Consider the following 18,795-nt stretch of genomic DNA (forward strand, 5'->3'; position numbering starts at 1 on the left):
GTTTGTATTCACAAATCTTTCTAGTTATGAAAATGGGCAAAAACTCAATTTCAGGAGAAAATGAAGTAAATCTTCCCACAATAAAACGCATAGTATCACGGTTTCCAACACCTGATATTATGCGTTTTTGACTTTAAAGACTTTTTGCCCAGCCTCAACAACATACAATAATTTTTATTTAAATGTATATCAATGTTTTTTGTTTTTCTTAACAAACGCAATACAAAAAGAGCCTGTTGCCAAGCTCTTTAGTCTATTATTTCTTCTCAGCACGAAGGGCTGACAAGATTTGTGTACGGATATCATCTACACCATTTGGCGTATTTGGTAAAAAGATGGTTTGATTTCCTTTAGAGGCAAAGGTATTCAAGGTATCCAAATACTGGTTGGTCAAGAGGATGGACATGATTTGTTCTTCTGTCATGCCAACATTGGCTTCCTTGAGTTCTGTGATAGACTCTGCCAATCCATCCACAATCGCCTTACGTTGTTGGGCAATCCCCACACCATGAAGGCGGTCTTTTTCTGCTTCGGCTTCAGCTGCAGTGACGATTTTAATCTTGTCGGCTTCAGCCAATTCTTGCGCTGCGACCCGCTTACGTTGGGCCGCATTGATTTCATTCATGGATTGCTTAACTTCTGCATCAGGTTCGACCTTGGTAATCAAGGTTTTCACGATAATGTAGCCGTAAGTTGTCATTTCTTCTGCTACTTGATGTTGAACCTCAAGGGCAATCTCATCTTTTTTCTCAAACAATTCATCCAAGGTTAATTTTGGAACAGAAGAGCGAAGGGCGTCTTCAATATAAGATTTAATCTGAGATTCTGGACGCATAAGTTTATAGTAGGCATCTGTCACGCTCTGCTCATTGACACGGTACTGAGTCGCTACATTCATCATAACAAACACATTGTCCTTGGTCTTAGTCTCAACCACAATATCGCTTTGCAGCAAGCGCAACTGAATCCGCGCTGCAATCGAGTCAATCCCAAAAGGCAAGCGAATATGAATACCGCTATTGGCAACCTTTTGGTATTTCCCAAAGCGTTCAATAATCGCCACCGACTGCTGACGAACCACATAAACTGTACTCAGTGTGACTATCAGCAATAGGAGCACACAAACCACCACAAAAATCATCAAAAATGTTGTTATCATCGCGACGACCTCCATCATTATTTTTTCCTGTATTATAGCACATTTAAAGAAGGCTGTGCAATTTTTACTGCGATTTTTCCTGAAATGTCAATAATTAGAGGTGAAACTACATTTCAAGTTAGTAATCGCTTTTTTCATTACATTAACTTCTATAGAATCTACATCAATGGTCAGGGAATAACTTGCCTTAACTTTTCTCTCGTGCTATACTATTTATTGAAATGAATAAATAGGAGATATTTCATGAAAACAGCAAAAACTACTGTTACAATCCTTTCTGCACTTGCTTCTGTCGTCTTATTGGCTAGTTGTGCAACAAAGTCTACAGAAACACAGACAAGCAATAATAGCTCATCTGATAATCAGATTACATTGACATATGACCAACTACGGTCAAGAGAAAACACTATGTCAACTCTTTGGTATCAAAAATCAGCTGAAACTAAAGCTTTATACATACAGGGTTATAACGTTGCAACAAATCACCTAAAGGAATTACTCAAAACAGAATCAGACAAACCTTACTCTATCGTTTTAGACTTGGATGAAACTGTCCTAGATAATAGCCCTTATCAAGTACAAAATGTCAAAGACGGTACAGCATTTACACCCGAAAATTGGGATGTTTGGGTTCAAAAAGCTGCAGCAAAAGCCGTCCCAGGCGCCAAGGATTTTCTTCAATTTGCTGATCAAAACGGTGTCCAAATCTACTATATTTCTGACCGCTCAGCTAATCAAGTAGATGCTACCATTAAAAATCTTGAAAGTGAAGGAATTCCTGTTCAAGGACGTGATCATCTCATGTTCTTAGAAAGTGGTGTAAAATCCAAAGAAGGTCGTCGCCAAAAAGTTCAAGAAAAAACAAATCTTATCTTATTATTTGGTGATAACCTCGTAGACTTTGCAGATTTTTCTAAGACTTCTGAATCTGACCGTGATAAACAACTTGAAGAATTGCAAAAAGAATTCGGTGAAAAATTCATCATCTTCCCAAATCCAATGTACGGATCATGGGAGTCAGCTGTATACGCTGGTAATAAACTAGATGCTAAAGGTCAAGTAGAAGAACGCCAAAAAGCTTTGCAAGGTTTTGATAAATAAAAAAAAATAAGCTGATTCTATATAAACGAAGGCTAACTTACAATCTTCAAAAAGTGGACAGGAAGGAATTCTGATAATCAGAAAACTTTCCTATCCACTTTTATAATTGATACAACATCAAGCTTTTATACATCTGATACTATACGTTTTTTGATTTTAAAGACTTTTTGCCTATCCCCTATATTTCAAGCATTAAGCAAGGTTGATGATCTAAATTTATTGTGGTATACTATTTTGGTCATCGGTTACCGATTACGTTCCTTACGGTTCGTGAGAGGAGGTGAAACTAATGAACTTTGCCCCAGAGCTCGTTCTTACTATTGTAGCGGACGTCATAGCAGGAATTATCTTGTATTTCGTCTGCAAATGGCTAGATGGTAAGAAGTAGACCGAGTGACTAGCCTATCAACACCCGTTAAATCTCTAAGATACGTCAAAAAATCCCTTAACTACGGCCATAGTTAAGGGATTTGGTGTTCTAATGAACCTTGCCCGATAAAATTATTCTAACATACAGGTCCAGATATTTCAAGAGTTTTATTCATTGTTTAAAGTTCCTTAGGTATCTGAAAGGTCTCTAATAGAGTTAGCTATCTAGTACCCAAAAACCGACTAGCTCTTATGAACTAGTCAGTTTCTCATCAATGCGCCAACATTTCTTGGGCGATTTCTTGTCCAGATAGGTTATCTGGGTAGTAGGTTGGCCAGTTATCCATTTCTTCAAAGAGGGCTTCTTGGCTTGTACCTCCAAAGAAGATATGGAAATGTTCTGCCTTAACTGGGGCGATATTGTGGTCACTAAACTGAACATACTTGAACTGTCCAGCGTCCGCATCTGTGGCTTCAAAGAGGAAGCGCACGCCACGATTTCCTTTCTTATAAGTCAAGATTTTCTTTCCAACATACTTATAAGTGTATTTCTTACTTTGTCCACCTTGAACAAATTCCATAGTATTATCAGTAATGTTGATCTTAGTGACATCTGTCTGATAGCCTTTTGTATAGTAAGCCTTGTACTCAGCCTGAGTCATCTTACCAGTCAACTTAGCCTTGTAGTCAAAGACTTGATCAAACGTGCCATCTTCAAGGAAAGGATAAACTGATTGCCAGTTACCTGCATAGTCACTCAAGGTGCGGTCCTTGACAGCTGCATCCTCAAAGTAACCATTTTGAACTGTCTTAGTATCCTCTGCCTTTTCAGGTTCGATAGCTGGACCTTCTTGGTCTGTTGTTTGTTTCAAAGCCTTGAGGTTTTTCTCCATGATAGAGATGTAATTTTCTCCAGCCTTGGTGTCCTCTTCTGTCAGACTTTCTAAAGGATTAAGGACATCTGTTTTGACACCTGCCTCTTTTGAAAGTGTATTAGCAAGGGCTTGTGAAGCATTTTCCTCAAAGTAGATATAAGCAATTTTATTTTTCTTGACGTACTCTGTCAATTCTGCCAGACGTGCAGCTGATGGCTCTGCATCTGGAGAAAGTCCTGAGATAGCGACTTGTTTGAGCCCATAGTCTAAAGCGAGATAGTTAAAGGCTGCGTGTTGCGTTACAAAGCTCTTTTGTTTGGCTTGAGACAAGCCTTCTGCATAAGCCTTATCCAAGGCTTGTAATTTTTCGATATAGGCAGATGCGTTCTTTTCAAAGGTCTCTTTTTTATCAGGATAATCTGCTGACAAGCTATCACGGATGTGCTCTACAAGTTTAATGGCACGAACTGGTGATAACCAAACATGGGGATCGTACTCATGGTGATGGCCTTCTTCTCCATGGTCATGGTCTCCCTCTTCTTCCTCACCACCTGGCAAGAGCAACATATCACCTGTCGCCTTGATGGTTTTGACTTTTTTCTTATCCAAGGTATCTAGCAATTTAGGAACCCATGTTTCCATGTTTTCATTTTCATAAACGAAGGTATCTGCATCTTGGATTTTGGCAACTGCCTTGGCAGACGGTTCATATTCATGGGGTTCTGTCCCAGCACCGATGAGGAGTTCTACATTAGCAGTATCTCCTGCGACTTGCTTAGTAAATTCATAGACAGGGTAAAAGGTTGTCACAATATTTAGTTTGCCATCTGCCTGCTTTTGATTGGAACAAGCCACTAAAAACAAGGCACATAGACTGGCTAGCAATAAGCTAATTTTTTTCACATTAGTCTCCTATTTGATAAAACGTCTTACTAAACTAATCAGTAAGAAGACAGTTACAAAAATAATAGTAATACTTGCGCTTGCAGGTGTTTCTGCATAGTAGGAAATGTAGAGTCCTGCCACCATTCCCAAAAATCCAATAGCACTGGCTAGCAGCATAACCGATTTAAAGTTTTTCCCCAGACGCAGGGCAATACTAGCTGGCAAGACCATAATGGTCGATACCAGAAGAGCTCCCGCAGCAGGAATCATAAGGGCAATGGCCACCCCCGTCACCATGTTAAAAAGAATGGACATGGTACGAACTGGCAAGCCATCCACAAAGGCCGTATCCTCATCAAAGGTCAAGATATACATAGGACGAAGGAAGAGGAAGGTCAAAATCAAAACAACCGCCGCAATGACAAAGAGGGAAATGACCTGCTCCTCACTAATAGTCACAATCGAACCAAAAAGATACTGGTCCAAACTCATTGAGCTAGAGCTTTTACCCTTGCTCATGACAATCAGAGAAACAGCCAGTCCTGTTGACATGAGGATAGCTGTCCCGATTTCCATAAAGCTCTTGTAAACCGTACGGAGATACTCCAGAAAGACCGCCGCAATCAAGACAATAGCAATAGTTGAAATAGTCGGAGAAATCCCTAGTACCAGACCAAAAGCTACACCCGAAAGCGAGACGTGGCTGAGGGTATCACTCATCAAACTCTGACGGCGCAAGATAAGGAAGGTTCCCAATACTGGCGAGAAAAGACTCATAGCAATAACCGCCAGAAAGGCACGCTGCATAAAGTCATAAGATAACAAACTAAGCATGGCCCACCTCCTGATCATTCTCATGAACGTTGAAACAACGCCATGGCGAGTCTTGGTTACGGACTAGATGAATATTGCGGTCCGCATAGTCCTTAACTTCTTCAGGGTCATGGGTAATCATCAAAACAGCCTTGCCATGATGATGGGCGCTATGGTGCATGAGTTCGTAAAATTCATTTTTACTTCCTGCATCCATCCCCGTTGTCGGTTCATCTAGGATAAACACATCTGGGTCAGAAGCAAACATACGCGCAATCACCGCTCGCTGCTTTTGCCCCCCAGATAGAGACCCCAAGCGTTTGTCTCGGTGTTCCCACATACCAACTGAGTCCAGACTAGCCTTGATATGCTCCTCATCATGAGCATTCAAGCGACGGAACCAACCCTTTCGCGGATAGCGACCCGACTTGACAAACTCATAAACCGTACTTGGAAAACCCGCATTAAAACTGGCAATCTGTTGAGGAAGATAGGCTATTCTCAATTTCTTACCCTGCGTATTTGTCTTTGAAATAGTCACCTTGCCAATGCGTGGTTGGAGGATTCCAAGACTAGCCTTGATGAGTGTCGTTTTAGCTGCCCCATTCTCCCCTGTCAAGGTAACAAATTCCCCACTATCAACACTATAATTGATATGTTCAAGAACAGGTTCCTTATCATAATAGAAGGACAAATCCTCTACCGTAATATATCTCATTATTTGATTTCTCCTACTAAAGCAGTCAAAAACCGCTGGATCACTTTTTGTTCATTTGGAGTAAACTGAGTCGCCACTTGTTCATAGGTTAAAAGCGTATGCTCATGGTGATGGTGGTGCTCCTCAGCAATTGGACGAGCCAAGTCAGTCAACTGATAAAAAATCACACGCGCATCCTTAGGATCTTTAGACGTTTCCAACATCCCTTCCTTGACCAAAGACTTAATGGCCTTGGTAACTGCCGCCTGACTGACATTGAGACGACGAGCCAACTCTGAATTTGTTAAAGATTCCTCTGACAAAAGCATGAGGATATGCTCCTGGGTATTGGTCAGAGCTACCTCGCTAGTACAATGACCTATTAGGATTTCATGTTGATTTTCCGCCTGCAAAATCACCTCATTCAAAAAGCCATCGATATCCTTCGCTAGCTGTCTCATATTTGACTCCTTTCCTTTTAGACTTCTCTTTTTTAAGAGAAAAATACTATTCTTTGACATTTTATTTACCAGTTAATTATATCACAAGCAAAAAAAGAGTCAAGAAAAAACGTGAAAACTAGTTTCATTCTTGAACTCTTCTATATTATGATCTATTGAAAGTCCTTGATATCTCCATCGTATGTCGCCCAATCTTTGCTGAAAAAGCGCTCATTCAGATGGTAAGTCGGAGCTGGTGTGGGATTGGATAGGAAAGGATCAACTGCCTTGTCAAAAGCCAACCACCCCAACCAACCAATATGAATTGTATCTTTTACAAAATAAGGTTCAGCACCATTTTTTGAAAAATCTGCTATATTGGTAAAACCTTGGCTTTCTAACTGGTAACGAATTTTTTCAACTGCATGTTGATACATATCTTGATTTAATCCTGTATAATCCATCCATTTTTTATTAACAGGTTGAATCACAAACAATACATTCACTTTTGAATTCGCAAATTGATTCAAGACTAATTGCAAGTCATTATATTCGGATGATTTTAGAAAATTATAATTTTTCTGATAATCCTTCCACTTGTTTAAATCTTTCTTTACTTGCGTATCATAGAAACGATTTTCCATTCCCATATCATTATTCGTGGTATTTGCTTCAGCATCTTTTACAGCGATTTCTCTCAATTCGTCGTAGGAAAATTTATCTGACAGGTCTTTTAAATACTTCTCCACGCGATCTCTATATTTTTCTCCATCATTCACTGACAATTGTCCAAATAGAAATGATTGTTTTTGGTTGAATCGTGCCAATGTATCTATGAGTGTCTTATCTATTTCTGAAAGTTGCTCACCCTCGGTTATTTTTTTGACTATATCTCCCAATACTACATTAGGATACTTTTTCATTAAACGCGTAGCGGCGTAACGACTTGACACATCTCCAGACTGATTTTCCAAAAAAGCACCCAATTGATCCGTGTTAAAATACCTACGAAAAACTGCAGGTTCATACTCCGTTTCTGTAAACCACTGAGGAGAAATAACAAAAACAGCTTGTTTATTTTCTAGCTCTGGCAATATTTGCTGCATACCAAAGTACTGATTCAAAGAAGCTGCTCCTGCTTGTCCTAAAAAATAGGGTCTATACGAACGATTGTACTTCTCCGCTAAAACAGCTGGATGCATACTATCAAATCGAATCCACTCACTAGAACCAAAAAAGGGAATGAATCGTAGACTTGGGTCCGAAAGAGCTCTCACTTTCTGAAATCTTTCTCTAAAACTTTGTGTACTAATCGCTGCTGCATATCGTTTTTCTTCTGATAAATTATAACTTTTACTAGTAGGATAAAAGAAAATGAGCAGAAAAACCAACAAACCAGCTATCAAGACCGGTCCGAAGATCATCCATAAGCGTTTAAGCATTTTGTAGCTCCACAATACCAGCTATGATTTTATTAGCTGTATTCCAGTCGTCGCGACCAAACTCTGTCACAGGGACACGAATGTCAAAACGGTTCTCAATCTCCACAATCAACTCAACCGTTCCCATACTATCCAAGACACCTGCGTCAAAAAGATCTTCATCCATCATGTCAGAAACATCTTCCATAAACAACTCATCAATAATTTCGATAACTTCTGATTTGATATCCATATTTTATTTCCTTTTATTTTTTAAACCATAAATCATTCAAGAATCCAGAAAAGATTAAGAATGACAGCATGACAACATGGAAGGTGACAACCATGCCAAGCAACTGAATCCAGCGATTCTCAGGTAGAGCAGCTTTCCCTGCTTTTTTCCGTTCCTTATTGAGCGTTTTTTTCTTGCGAATCCAAGCGTCATTGATGACCAAGCCCAGTCCATGAAAGAGGCCATAGGCGATATAGTACCAGGTCACTCCATGCCAAAATCCCATAATCAGCATATTTACAATGTAGGCCACACTTGAAGTTACATTACGATTTTTAAAGACCTTCTTTCTGGTCAATACCATGACCATTCGCATAAAGACAAAGTCACGGAACCAGAAAGACAGACTCATATGCCAACGATTCCAAAACTCTTTTAAATCCCTTGATAAAAAGGGCTTGTTAAAGTTGATGGGACTACGGATTCCCATTAAATTTGAGATGGCTAATGCAAACATAGAGTAACCTGCAAAGTCAAAGAAGAGCTCCAGACCAAAGGTATACATAACCGCTAAAGCATAGAGGTTAAAGAAACCACCTGATTGCAAGGCTAAATTCTTCAGAGGAGGCAACAAGGTCTCTCCTAAAACATGAGCTAGGATAAACTTATACAAAAAGCCCCACATGATATAGCGAACAGATTCATCCAGCATATCCATCAACTCATCCCGCTCAGGAATGGTCTGATAATTTTCATTAAAACGCTTAAAGCGATCAATTGGACCACTTGAAAAAGTCGGCATGAAGAGTAGAAAGCGGAGGAATTCCCAGAGGGTAAAATCCTTAATCACTCCATCTCTCAGCTCGATGATAATCCCAACCGAACGAAAAGTCAGGTAAGAAATTCCCAAGAACCCAAGCAAAGACTGTGTTCCATTGATAGCTGGTTGCACCTTGACAAAGATAATCGGAAGGAGGGACAGAAAACTAACTAGATAGAAGACCCACTTGCCATCCTTACTTTTTCGATAATGCTTGTAGAAAAGCAAGAGCAATATCTCCCAGCAAAGGTAGATACCCAAGGCAGCCAATTGATTAGTCTTCCCACCTACCAACATGGTGACGATAAAGAAGAGGCTAACCAGCACTTCATACCAGGCAAAGCGTTTCTTAAAAAAGAGGCCAATAAAGATAGGTAAGGTTGCAGCAATCACATAGACAAAATACTGAGGATTGCCGTATGGCTCTAAATGAGGAAGCTGTTGAAAGAACTCCATCATCTCTCATTCACCTCGTTAATCAATCCTTTGATATCAATTTTTCCATTTGGAGTCAGTGGCAAACTATCTCGATAAAGGAATTTAGACGGCATCATGTAGGACATCATGATGTCTGTCAAGTCTTCCTTAATCGCCTTGGTAATATCGATATCACGTTCAAACTGCTCGCGGACACCATCTTTTAAGATGACATAGGCTAGTAGATTTTGTACCTTGTGGTCTTTATTATAACGTGGAACAGCAACAGCAGACTCGATAAAGCGAGACTTATTAAGGTTTTGAGAGACATCTTCCAACTCAATGCGGTAACCGTTGAACTTGATCTGGAAGTCCATGCGTCCGCCGTAGAGAAGCAAGCCCTCATCTGTCATAGTTCCCACATCGCCTGTGTGATAGGCTGGCAGTCCTTCGAACTCAAAGAAGGCTTCCGCTGTTTTTTCAGGATTGTTCATATAGCCTTTTGACACAGCTGGTCCAGAAACAATGATTTCTCCCTGTTCCCCATTTGGTAGTTTATTACCTTCCTCATCAATGATAAATGTTGGAGAATCAGCCTTGGTATAGCCGATTGGGAGGCGTTTGAGAGTCGCTAACATCTCATCTGTCACGGCAACTGCTGACAGAGCCACTGTCGCTTCTGTTGGGCCGTAGGCATTGATAATACGAGCATGCGGGAAACGTTCGCGCAGTTTTTGAGCCGTTTTGACCGTCAATTCTTCGCCATCAAAGTAGAAATGCGTGATACCAGGCATTTTCTCGCTATTAAAGTCTTCTGACAACATGGCCATATCTGCAAAAGAAGGGGTTGATGTCCAGATAGCGATTGGCAATGAAAAGATGGTCGCAAAGAGTTGCTTAAAGTTCTGAGTAATGGCTGAAGGAAGGGCAAAAAGCGTACCACCCAGTGCCAAGGTCGGCGCCCAGTACATGACAGACAGGTCAAATGAGTAAGGTGGCTGAGCCAGCATTTGTGGACGACTTGGCGTCGCAAATTCCTTGTCCGTAATCATCCAATTGGTAAAGCTGAGGAGGTTATCATGTGAAATCTGCACTCCCTTAGGCTTACCAGTCGTACCAGAAGTAAAGATGATGTAGTAATTATCATCACCCTTGACTGGATGCGTGATCTCATAGCTATTTCCTTGAGCAAAGGCTTCCTTAACCTGAGCTAGAGTCATCATTGGTGTAGAAACCTGCTCCAATGGGAAGTCTGAGATCGCAATAATCAAGCTTGGCTCTGCTACTTCTAAAATTGCCGAAACTCGCTCCAAGGCCGAATGGCTGTCAATGGGAATGTAGGCATGTCCTGACTTAGTCAGTGCTACAAAAGTTGCCAACATTTCATATTCTTGGCCTCCAAAAACGACTACAGGAGACTTCTCTGGTAAATCCAGTTGATCGATGGCTGCAGCCAAACTATCCGAATCAGTCTTTAAATCTCCATAAGTGTGTTCCTGCCCCAAAACATTATAAACAGGATAGCTAGGCTGTGTCTGAGCAAAATGCTCAATGGTTTCAATCATATCTACTATTGGTTTATTTGACACAATAGGGGTTCTCCTTCAAGTTAAAATTCATTATAGATAAAGCCTCCTTGACCCTGACCAAGATAGCTAAAGAAGTAAAGCAGCCCTAGAAAGATAAGAAAATACAAGGCTGTCCGACCAAGAAAAAGGTACAATTCTTTTCTCTGTTTCATCAAGAAAAACCATTCATTTCTGTAATTTTTCGCTAAAATAAGAGTGATTCTTACTAGCTTATTTTTCTACCATTGTACCATTTTATAGGGTAATTTTTCAATTGTTTGCCGTACATTTTCACTGCATTTAAGCTAATTTTAAAGATTATGCAGTTTTTCTATGTATATTTCAAATAGAGTGTTCCTGGTTCAAAATTCCATTTCAGGAGACAATGAAGTAAATATTCCCATAATAAAACGCACAATATCAAGTTTTCAACACCTGATACTATGCGCTTTTCTGATTTTTAAAGACTTTTTAACCAGTCTCTTATTTAAAATAATCTCGTCTGATATAAATTAAAATAGCTTCTATCATCAGACAAATGGCTGATAGCCAAAAACTTATGCTAATACCAAAACTCTCAGTAATATAGCTCATTAGCAAAACAAATACTGAAAATGCTAATGTCGAAATCACTTCAAGAACGGAATAGACATTAACCAAGTTATTTTCCTCTACTGTTTCCTGAAGAAATACAGTTTCAGGAACTTCTTTTAGCTGCGATAACATACCAACTAAAGCTGAAAATACTAAAAATATCTGTGCATTTGGAAAAAATAGAATAGTCAGTGTCACTATTGCCATAGCTACAAGAGGAAAAAGAATACTTTCCCATTTAGCAGCAAGGAACTTTTCAGATAGCCTAAAAGCAATGAAGCCACTAATTATAATCCCAATAGAGTATGCTGTATTAGAATATCCCCAGTAACTTTCCGTTTCATTTAATAACTCAGTTACAAAGACAAGTATGATAGACGAAACCCAAATCGTATTTGAGAAAATTTCCAATAAATTTGCTGATACAAAAAGTCTTAATCTAGAATCTCTAGCAACTAACTTCCAACCTTTGAGCAAAATTTCAAGATTAGTTTCTGACTCTAACACCTCCACTTCAGCCTTAGGAAGAAATAACATCAGAAAGCTAGAAATGATATACAAGATTAAAATGATAAACGTGGTAGGTAAGAGACCAATTGTTGCAAATAAGAGTCCACCTAATCCCCAGCCCACCAATTGAACAGCTTCACCACTCATTGATAAGGCTGAATTAGCCTTACCCAAATCGGTCGCATAGCGTGGCACAATAGCATAGGAAACAGGAGCTGCAAAACCATCTAATATAGAAATTGCAACAACAAATAGATAGATTACCAAAGGCGCTACTGATTGCATTACGGTAAACATTCCTACCAGTATCGTTAATAATATAGTCTTTCCAAATTGGGATAAAGATAAAACCCTATTTAACGCTAACCTTTTAGTAACCAAAGGAACTAAAAGACTCGCAACAAAAGAGGATATCCCTATTAAAATGGGAACTAGTGATGTGGCAATTACTGATTTTGAAATAATGTATATGTTAGCAATGATTGTTACTCTAAAGAAAATATCTGCTAAATTTGCAAACAATTGAGAGACTAACAACTTGATAAATGAATTAGACATATAACTTTTAAGTTCTTTTATCTCTGTTAGAAAATGAATAAGATACTAAGCAACAAAGAGCTACTATACCAAATATTAAATAATTGCTCCTAATACTAAAGTTATCAGCAAAAATACCAGCTAGAAAATCAGCTAACATAAAACTAATCGAAATAAACAAATTATATACTGACCATGATACTGCTCTATTTTTTTCTATTGACATATTAAATTTATAATAAAAATGATTATTGTAGTTGGAATTAAGAACACGCATTAATAAAAGGATTATAATTTGGATGATTAGATTAGTTTGAAAAAACATGAGTATAGCTAATATTGGTAACATCAAGCTTACTTCAAACTTAATTTTTAGATAACTCCCCAAAGCCATAGATATATTAAATATAAATAGTACAATTCCCAGCGTATCTAGTGAAAATCCCTGTTCATTTAAGAATATCCCTGCATAAGAATTGCTAATCATAATTAGAGTTGAGAATGCTACTCCTAATATTATTAATAACCATGGAATATTTTTAATATTATCGAGGCTAAAAAATTTTTGATTATTATTTTGTTCCTTTTTAATTTCAGGTAATCCTATTAAATATAATAGACTGAAAATTACAAATATAATAGATATAACAACAGGATAAATATAATTCATATGCAATAAAGGGGGAGATATAATTGTAACAATAGCAATAAAAATATATTTTAATGTGTTGAGATTTTTCAAAAATGATTTATATACAACTTCGTCATCAATTATTTCAAAATTATAAGAATTAAGAACTCCTGAAGATAATGATTCTGACAATCCAAAAAATATCGCTGAAATATATATTATGTTTGATTTTCCAAACAATAGGCCCCATAATGCTAAAATTAATAATAAATTTGAAGTAGCCAAAATTTTCTTGTAACCAATCTTACTTGAAATATAACTTAAAGGAATATCAAAAACTGAACCACATAGCTCAGTAATAACTGATAAAGTAGCTATTTCTGTGAACGAAAAACCTAAGTGCTTTAATAGTAAAATTTCTACAAAGTAGTATGGTAATCCAGATAGAAACATATTCATTCCGTACAAATTAAAAATCTTCTTACTCATAAGTTACAAACTGAGTCTCTAAAATATTCTGGACTCTTCTCCTTAATCAAGTTAACATAGCAGCCACCCTCGCAAATTTTTAACAATCCACAAGATAAACACTTAGAATTCTTCGTTCTAAAAGAACGAATCCCTCCATACAACGAATCATCATACCAAACATCTAACAAATCTTTTTCAAAGGCATTCTGCTTAGTTTGATCAACTCCTAAAAAAGCAATGCAAGGCAAGATATCCCCATTAGACATTATTTCCATCTTAGTATATTTTGCACGACATCCATAATACATTTCGTCAAACTCTGAAAATTCAATTGAATTATTTATCAACTCCGGATAAGCGGTGAAAAGATGACATCCCTCAGTAGCAAAATTTAGATTAGCTTCCCGTTGAGTTATATAATCTGTAACATACTCATTCAACCTTCTCAAATCAGTTAAATCGTATTTTTTCTTTATTTTCGTATATCCTGTTACCTCAGAATAATTAGCTACTGAGAACCTATCTATTTTATTCTCTATACAAAAATCAACCAATTCTATAATCTGCTCATAGCTTTGCCTTGTATACACTGCATTAATTCTACATTTTTTTCCAACCTCTTTAAAGTACTTCGCTAATTTAATTTGTCTATCAGGTCTCACCCCCATTAATTCAAAATTTAATTTAGGATCTAAAGTCTGCAAAGATAAAACCGGTGTAATATATTTAGATTTAACTAGAATTTCCACTGTACTTTTCTTTATTAATTGGGCATTAGTTGTCATAGTAGTCTTTATCTTCAGTTTTTCACAAGCTATCAACAAATTATCAATATCAAAATATCTAGTCGGTTCCCCTCCTAAAATTGAAACACTTAACACTCCATTATCCTTTGCTTGGCGCAAAATTCTTTCCCAATCTTTAGCAGGTTTGGCATTTCTATCTTCACGATTTGCTAAAAAACAAAAACCGCATTTTAAATCACAGTACATACTGGGGTATATTACTAGTTCAAGCGGAAAACTCAATATGTTATATTTTTTTAATTTTGCTACATGCTTTCTCGCATTTTGAAAAGTCTCGTCAGGATTTTTCGATGATTCCTCAATATTATTATCAGAATAGATATTTAATAATAGTACTCGCTCTAGTTTCCCTGCTTTTATTTCTTTCTTAAAAAAGGAAGTAGCAATTTCAAAACCATGATTTTGAACTAAATAAAGAAAATAAGCTTCACTCTCATCTAACTCAATTCGGTCAAAAGTTACTTTATTTATCAAAATTCCACCAAACTTTTCTAGTCTAAATAAAAAATCTTCTGAAATTGTCATCATATTGAATACCTTTCTAAAAAAGCAGAGGAAAATATAGCCTCTGCTTAACTTATGGGATAAATTACTTTATCACTTCCAGCCGTCACCTTTTGCTATTGAACTAGACTCAAGGACTTTTTCAAGCTCTTTAGACATATTTGGTACTCCTTTCGAATATGATACTGTAATTATATTCCTTTTCAACACTTACAATAAAATATTCCCATATTTGCATTTTCTAACTACTAGCTAAAATTTTTTCTAAGTGCCTTTCATAATTCTTTGCCAAATGGTTACTTCCCGCTAATTTCATTGCTCCAATACACTTCCTCATTTCAATAATTGCTTTACAATCCATCTCTTTTTTATAGCGATATAGATATTGTGCATACTGGAATACCAATCGCTCATAAATTTCAGTTTCAGTGAAAAAGCATTGGTTTAGTCGTTTTTCAAAATACAAAGCATCAAGAAATTTTCCTCTTTCAATACATGTGATATATCCGTTTAATAGCATAGATGAAATCAATCGTCTATTATTAGGAATTTCTTTATAAAAATCAGAACGTCTAGACATCTCTCTAGCCAAAACCATGAAGACATCGTGTTTTAGGACATCTAAAGTATTTGAAAAAATCAATAATTCATAGTATCCCCAATATTCAACACTAAAGAGATAGTCAGTTAGATAAGATAAATCATCACCAGAATAATAAGCTTCTCCCGATAAATCTTGTAAACGAATTTTTAATAAAATAATGTTAAGCTTATGAAATTTCTCTTGTTTAGAATCTGACTCCATCTGAGAATAAAGTAGTTTTTTCAACCCAGCAACATCATGATTTGATACAAAATGCCTAACCTTTGATAAGAGTTCGTTCAGTTCATCACGATGAAAATCATGAACAGCATACATAAATTCATCAATAGGCATGTTAATTTCATCCAAAATAGCCATAAATTTTGAAATGGTTAAATCAGTCTCTCCTTTTTCAAAACGTGAGAGCTGTGATGTTGATATACCAGCTTTTTCGACATCTTTCAAGCGAAAACCTCTAGATTCTCGAAACTTTTTAAAAATTTCTCCAAATTTTTTCATAATATCTCTCCAACAAGCATATATGGGAACAGTTTTTGATTTTTAATATTTTAGCATAAAATAGCAGAAAACAAAAGTGAGATTTTTCACATAAAAAAGCAAAAACTATTGCCTTTATTATTCCTACTTTTAAAGGAATGATTAATATCGTTGGAGGCTAGCTCTAAGAAGTTATACTCAATGAAAGAAGCCTGAGATTTTCATCCCAAGCTCTATCAACATAATTGTTTTCTAGATTAGAAAAGTGAGAATACAAGAACGGCCAAGGCTGCACCGATAACAGGTCCCACAACAGGAATCCAAGCGTAAGACCATTCTCCATCTCCCTTATTTGGAATTGGCAAGATGCTGTGCATGATACGAGGTCCAAGGTCACGTGCAGGGTTCAAGGCATAACCTGTTGTCCCACCTAGTGATAGACCGATACCGACAATCAAAGTCCCCACCGCAAATGTTCCGATTCCTGCTTGAAGGTCATAAAGTCCCAAAGCAAAGATTGTTAACACCAAAACAAAGGTTCCAAGGATTTCACTGATCAAGTTAGAAACTGTATCCTTGATGGCTGGTCCAGTACTGAAGGTTGCCAGGATATTGCCTGCATTTTCTTCTGCCTCATAATGCGGTTTGAATTGCAACCAAACCAAAATCTGACCAAGCATAGCCCCTGCGAACTGAGCTAGGATGTATGGGAAAACGGAAGCCCAAGGCAAACCACCTTTTAAGGCCACACCGATGGTCACAGCTGGGTTTAAATGAGCTGGACTGAGTTTTCCAGATACAAATACTGCAACCGCAACTGCAATCCCCCACCCCATAGTAATCACAATCCAACCTGAGCTGTTGCTCTTGGTTTTAGGAAGAACCACACCTGCAACAACACCATTTCCTAGAAGAATCAGGATTAAAGTTCCCAAAAATTCTCCAAATAATTCATTCATCATCTTTCTGTCTCCATTAAAAAGAAGGGGCGGGCGGCAAGGAATGCTGCCCTCCACCTCTTTTATTTTTTCTTAATTTTTTAATTCTGCTAAATCGTTGTTAGCGAGAGCCGCTTCGACATCCGCACGGTAGCCTGCTTTTTCTTCTTCTGACCAATCATAGAATCGTCCCATTTCATCCAAAACTGGCTCAACGATGCTATCCAAGCTATCACGCATAAAGAGCATATGGTTGGTACGACGAAGAAGGAAATCAACTGGGCTCAGAGTCAACTCATTGCGCATTGCATAGTGAAGGGACAAGGTATCTGCCAAGCTGAGTCCTGGCGCTTGTTCCAAGCTGTGAGCAAGGGCAAAGACTTTCGGTGCATTTGAACCATAGAGATTTGCGAGATAGTGGGCTTCCTTACTATCCAATCCACGTGACACTCCAAGTTGCGCAAAGGCTTCGATTTCTGAGTCTACATTTGCTGGGTTCAATTCTCCACCTGAAACAGGGTAAGTCTTAGAGTTGATGAGTTTAAAACTACGGTCAAATTCTGCTTTGAGGATGTCAACCACGCGCTCCATAGCTCCTTCAGCCATCTTACGGTAGTCTGTGATTTTACCACCAGCAAGGGTCAAAAGGCCATTGTCATCACGGTCCAAGCTCGAACCACGTGAAACTGCAGATGGGTCCAAATGTTTCTCAGAGGTACTGCTTTCAAGCTTGCTGACAGCAGACTCAACATCTTCACGCGTTTTTTCTTTAGAGAGATAAGATTCAACAGTCGCAATCAAGTTGTTAAAGCTTTCATCACTGATAGTTCCGTTATTTCCTCCATTGTAGTCAGAAGCGCTATTGCCTGCGATCAATGGACGAAGACCTGCCCAGCTACTTTCAATGTCAGCAACAGTAATGTTTGCATCTGGGAAGCGGTTGTTGACAATGCCAAGTAGATAATCTACATCTTCCTGAGTCACTTTTGGATGTTCCAAATCACCTGTGTAGTCTGTATCTGTTGTACCAAAGTAGGTCTTATTTTCACGTGGAAGAACAAAGACCATACGACCGTCACCCAAACCTGTGTCAAAGTAAACTGGCTGTGAAACCTTGATCTTGCTTGAGTCCACTACCAAGTGAACTCCCTTAGTTGGACGCATTTGTGAGAATTGTGTTCCCTTATTAGACAAATTGCGCACCTTGTCGCTCCAAGGACCTGTTGTGTTAATCACCAGACGGGCCTTGATTTCAAAAACTTGGTCTGTCAACAAATCACGAGCTACAACACCTGTAATCTTACCACTTTCATCAAATAGGAAGCCTTCTGCCTTCACGTGGTTGGCAATGAGGGCACCGTCTTGGTTGGCACGTTTGATGTTTTCAATCACAAGACGAGCATCGTTGTTACGGAAGTCAAGGTAAACCCCACCTCCTATCAAACCTTCTTTCTTCAAGTTTGGCTGGCGTTCCAAGACTTCTTCCTTGCTCAAAACCTTGTTAGCAGCCGGTGTGTTGTTAACTCCTGCCAAAAGGTCATACAAGTCCATAGCTACTTTAAGACGGAAGAGGCTAAAAGTAGCTCCATCTTCATCGTAAACTGGCAAGAGCATTGGGTCTGGTTTTGGAATGTGTGGAGCGATTTGTTGAACTACAGCACGTTCAGAAACCGTATCTGATACTACTTCTACGTCGAATTGTTTGAGGTAACGAAGACCGCCGTGGACCAATTTTGTTGAACGGCTGGATGTTCCTTCTGCAAAGTCTTGCATTTCAATCAAACCAGTATCTAGACCACTAGCTGCTGCCTGTAAAGCTACACCAGCCCCTGTGATCCCTCCACCGATAATCAAGAGGTCCAAGGTACGTTCCTGCATTTTTTGAATTGATAATTCACGTGTTTTCTTTGAAAATTCCATATTTAC

Annotated in this window: 18 protein-coding genes; 1 reads left to right on the plus strand and 17 read right to left on the minus strand. The window is 38.2% G+C overall.

The genetic code is table 11. The features are described from left to right. Positions 1 to 256 precede the first annotated feature (256 nt). Positions 257 to 1,141, minus strand: a complete 885-nt coding sequence (locus O3636_RS06785; protein WP_004237018.1) for an SPFH domain-containing protein — start codon at positions 1,139 to 1,141, stop codon at positions 257 to 259. Positions 1,142 to 1,402: 261 nt separating this feature from the next. On the opposite strand from O3636_RS06785, the gene O3636_RS06790 reads away from it, so the two are divergent. Beyond that, complete coding sequence (locus tag O3636_RS06790) at positions 1,403 to 2,260, plus strand: 5'-nucleotidase, lipoprotein e(P4) family (protein WP_000844829.1); 858 nt, start codon at positions 1,403 to 1,405, stop codon at positions 2,258 to 2,260. A 641-nt stretch (positions 2,261 to 2,901) separates the two neighbouring features. Here O3636_RS06790 and adcA read toward each other — a convergent pair. From adcA to glpO, 16 genes are all read right to left on the minus strand, one after another. Continuing rightward, positions 2,902 to 4,407, minus strand: a complete 1,506-nt coding sequence (adcA, locus tag O3636_RS06795) for a zinc ABC transporter substrate-binding lipoprotein AdcA (RefSeq protein WP_000724081.1) — start codon at positions 4,405 to 4,407, stop codon at positions 2,902 to 2,904. Positions 4,408 to 4,416: 9 nt separating this feature from the next. Further along, the gene (locus O3636_RS06800) at positions 4,417 to 5,223 is read right to left on the minus strand and encodes a metal ABC transporter permease (protein ID WP_000950030.1); all 807 of its coding nucleotides are present in this window, start codon (positions 5,221 to 5,223) and stop codon (positions 4,417 to 4,419) included. Continuing rightward, positions 5,216 to 5,920 carry a metal ABC transporter ATP-binding protein gene (locus O3636_RS06805; RefSeq protein WP_001269496.1) on the minus strand — a complete coding sequence of 235 codons (705 nt, stop codon included), beginning with the start codon at positions 5,918 to 5,920 and terminating at the stop codon, positions 5,216 to 5,218. The genes O3636_RS06800 and O3636_RS06805 overlap by 8 nt, the downstream gene beginning before the upstream one ends. Beyond that, complete coding sequence (adcR, locus tag O3636_RS06810) at positions 5,920 to 6,360, minus strand: zinc-dependent transcriptional regulator AdcR (RefSeq protein WP_001249314.1); 441 nt, start codon at positions 6,358 to 6,360, stop codon at positions 5,920 to 5,922. The genes O3636_RS06805 and adcR overlap by 1 nt, the downstream gene beginning before the upstream one ends. A 152-nt stretch (positions 6,361 to 6,512) precedes the next feature. Further along, positions 6,513 to 7,781 carry a D-alanyl-lipoteichoic acid biosynthesis protein DltD gene (gene dltD, locus O3636_RS06815; protein WP_371642337.1) on the minus strand — a complete coding sequence of 423 codons (1,269 nt, stop codon included), beginning with the start codon at positions 7,779 to 7,781 and terminating at the stop codon, positions 6,513 to 6,515. After that, the gene (gene dltC, locus O3636_RS06820) at positions 7,774 to 8,013 is read right to left on the minus strand and encodes a D-alanine--poly(phosphoribitol) ligase subunit DltC (RefSeq protein ID WP_000351967.1); all 240 of its coding nucleotides are present in this window, start codon (positions 8,011 to 8,013) and stop codon (positions 7,774 to 7,776) included. Before dltC ends, dltD begins: the two co-directional genes overlap by 8 nt. A 13-nt stretch (positions 8,014 to 8,026) precedes the next feature. Further along, positions 8,027 to 9,271, minus strand: a complete 1,245-nt coding sequence (gene dltB, locus O3636_RS06825; protein WP_172930091.1) for a D-alanyl-lipoteichoic acid biosynthesis protein DltB — start codon at positions 9,269 to 9,271, stop codon at positions 8,027 to 8,029. Beyond that, positions 9,268 to 10,818, minus strand: a complete 1,551-nt coding sequence (gene dltA / locus O3636_RS06830; protein ID WP_061759627.1) for a D-alanine--poly(phosphoribitol) ligase subunit DltA — start codon at positions 10,816 to 10,818, stop codon at positions 9,268 to 9,270. Before dltA ends, dltB begins: the two co-directional genes overlap by 4 nt. Before the next feature lie 20 nt (positions 10,819 to 10,838). Then, entirely contained in the window at positions 10,839 to 10,970 is a 132-nt protein-coding gene (locus tag O3636_RS06835; RefSeq protein WP_000813666.1) for a teichoic acid D-Ala incorporation-associated protein DltX, read from the minus strand. Positions 10,971 to 11,280: 310 nt separating this feature from the next. Then, the gene (locus tag O3636_RS06840) at positions 11,281 to 12,459 is read right to left on the minus strand and encodes a ryptide export MFS transporter (RefSeq protein WP_261048829.1); all 1,179 of its coding nucleotides are present in this window, start codon (positions 12,457 to 12,459) and stop codon (positions 11,281 to 11,283) included. Positions 12,460 to 12,466: 7 nt separating this feature from the next. Continuing rightward, positions 12,467 to 13,558: an MFS transporter gene (locus O3636_RS06845; protein WP_000037625.1), complete on the minus strand. Its 1,092-nt coding sequence runs from the start codon at positions 13,556 to 13,558 to the stop codon at positions 12,467 to 12,469. Then, the gene (gene kwcM / locus O3636_RS06850; protein ID WP_000988322.1) at positions 13,555 to 14,874 is read right to left on the minus strand and encodes a KxxxW cyclic peptide radical SAM maturase; all 1,320 of its coding nucleotides are present in this window, start codon (positions 14,872 to 14,874) and stop codon (positions 13,555 to 13,557) included. The genes O3636_RS06845 and kwcM overlap by 4 nt, the downstream gene beginning before the upstream one ends. Positions 14,875 to 14,943: 69 nt before the next feature. Next, positions 14,944 to 15,009, minus strand: coding sequence for a KxxxW-cyclized peptide pheromone (locus tag O3636_RS06855; protein WP_261022939.1), 66 nt, complete (start codon positions 15,007 to 15,009; stop codon positions 14,944 to 14,946). An 82-nt stretch (positions 15,010 to 15,091) separates the two neighbouring features. After that, positions 15,092 to 15,952 (minus strand): helix-turn-helix domain-containing protein, encoded by an 861-nt coding sequence (locus O3636_RS06860; RefSeq protein WP_371642340.1) that lies wholly within the window; start codon positions 15,950 to 15,952, stop codon positions 15,092 to 15,094. A gap of 236 nt (positions 15,953 to 16,188) precedes the next feature. Further along, complete coding sequence (locus tag O3636_RS06865) at positions 16,189 to 16,893, minus strand: MIP/aquaporin family protein (protein WP_371642342.1); 705 nt, start codon at positions 16,891 to 16,893, stop codon at positions 16,189 to 16,191. Between the two features lie 69 nt (positions 16,894 to 16,962). Then, entirely contained in the window at positions 16,963 to 18,789 is a 1,827-nt protein-coding gene (gene glpO, locus O3636_RS06870; protein ID WP_000395964.1) for a type 1 glycerol-3-phosphate oxidase, read from the minus strand. Positions 18,790 to 18,795: the final 6 nt, after the last annotated feature.

Source organism: Streptococcus sp. 27098_8_76, from assembly GCF_041432315.1.
Classification (GTDB): domain Bacteria; phylum Bacillota; class Bacilli; order Lactobacillales; family Streptococcaceae; genus Streptococcus.

Excerpts from the sequence above, each read along its gene's own strand:
- O3636_RS06845 (WP_000037625.1), bottom strand. The coding sequence starts at position 13,558 with ATGAGTAAGAAGATTTTTAATTTGTACGGAATGAATATGTTTCTATCT.
- glpO (WP_000395964.1), bottom strand. The coding sequence starts at position 18,789 with ATGGAATTTTCAAAGAAAACACGTGAATTATCAATTCAAAAAATGCAG.
- O3636_RS06805 (WP_001269496.1), bottom strand. The coding sequence starts at position 5,920 with ATGAGATATATTACGGTAGAGGATTTGTCCTTCTATTATGATAAGGAA.
- dltC (WP_000351967.1), bottom strand. The coding sequence starts at position 8,013 with ATGGATATCAAATCAGAAGTTATCGAAATTATTGATGAGTTGTTTATG.
- dltB (WP_172930091.1), bottom strand. The coding sequence starts at position 9,271 with ATGATGGAGTTCTTTCAACAGCTTCCTCATTTAGAGCCATACGGCAAT.
- O3636_RS06785 (WP_004237018.1), bottom strand. The coding sequence starts at position 1,141 with ATGATTTTTGTGGTGGTTTGTGTGCTCCTATTGCTGATAGTCACACTG.
- O3636_RS06790 (WP_000844829.1), top strand. The coding sequence starts at position 1,403 with ATGAAAACAGCAAAAACTACTGTTACAATCCTTTCTGCACTTGCTTCT.
- O3636_RS06800 (WP_000950030.1), bottom strand. The coding sequence starts at position 5,223 with ATGCTTAGTTTGTTATCTTATGACTTTATGCAGCGTGCCTTTCTGGCG.
- kwcM (WP_000988322.1), bottom strand. The coding sequence starts at position 14,874 with ATGATGACAATTTCAGAAGATTTTTTATTTAGACTAGAAAAGTTTGGT.
- O3636_RS06835 (WP_000813666.1), bottom strand. The coding sequence starts at position 10,970 with ATGAAACAGAGAAAAGAATTGTACCTTTTTCTTGGTCGGACAGCCTTG.
- O3636_RS06860 (WP_371642340.1), bottom strand. The coding sequence starts at position 15,952 with ATGAAAAAATTTGGAGAAATTTTTAAAAAGTTTCGAGAATCTAGAGGT.
- O3636_RS06840 (WP_261048829.1), bottom strand. The coding sequence starts at position 12,459 with ATGTCTAATTCATTTATCAAGTTGTTAGTCTCTCAATTGTTTGCAAAT.
- adcR (WP_001249314.1), bottom strand. The coding sequence starts at position 6,360 with ATGAGACAGCTAGCGAAGGATATCGATGGCTTTTTGAATGAGGTGATT.
- dltD (WP_371642337.1), bottom strand. The coding sequence starts at position 7,781 with ATGCTTAAACGCTTATGGATGATCTTCGGACCGGTCTTGATAGCTGGT.
- O3636_RS06865 (WP_371642342.1), bottom strand. The coding sequence starts at position 16,893 with ATGATGAATGAATTATTTGGAGAATTTTTGGGAACTTTAATCCTGATT.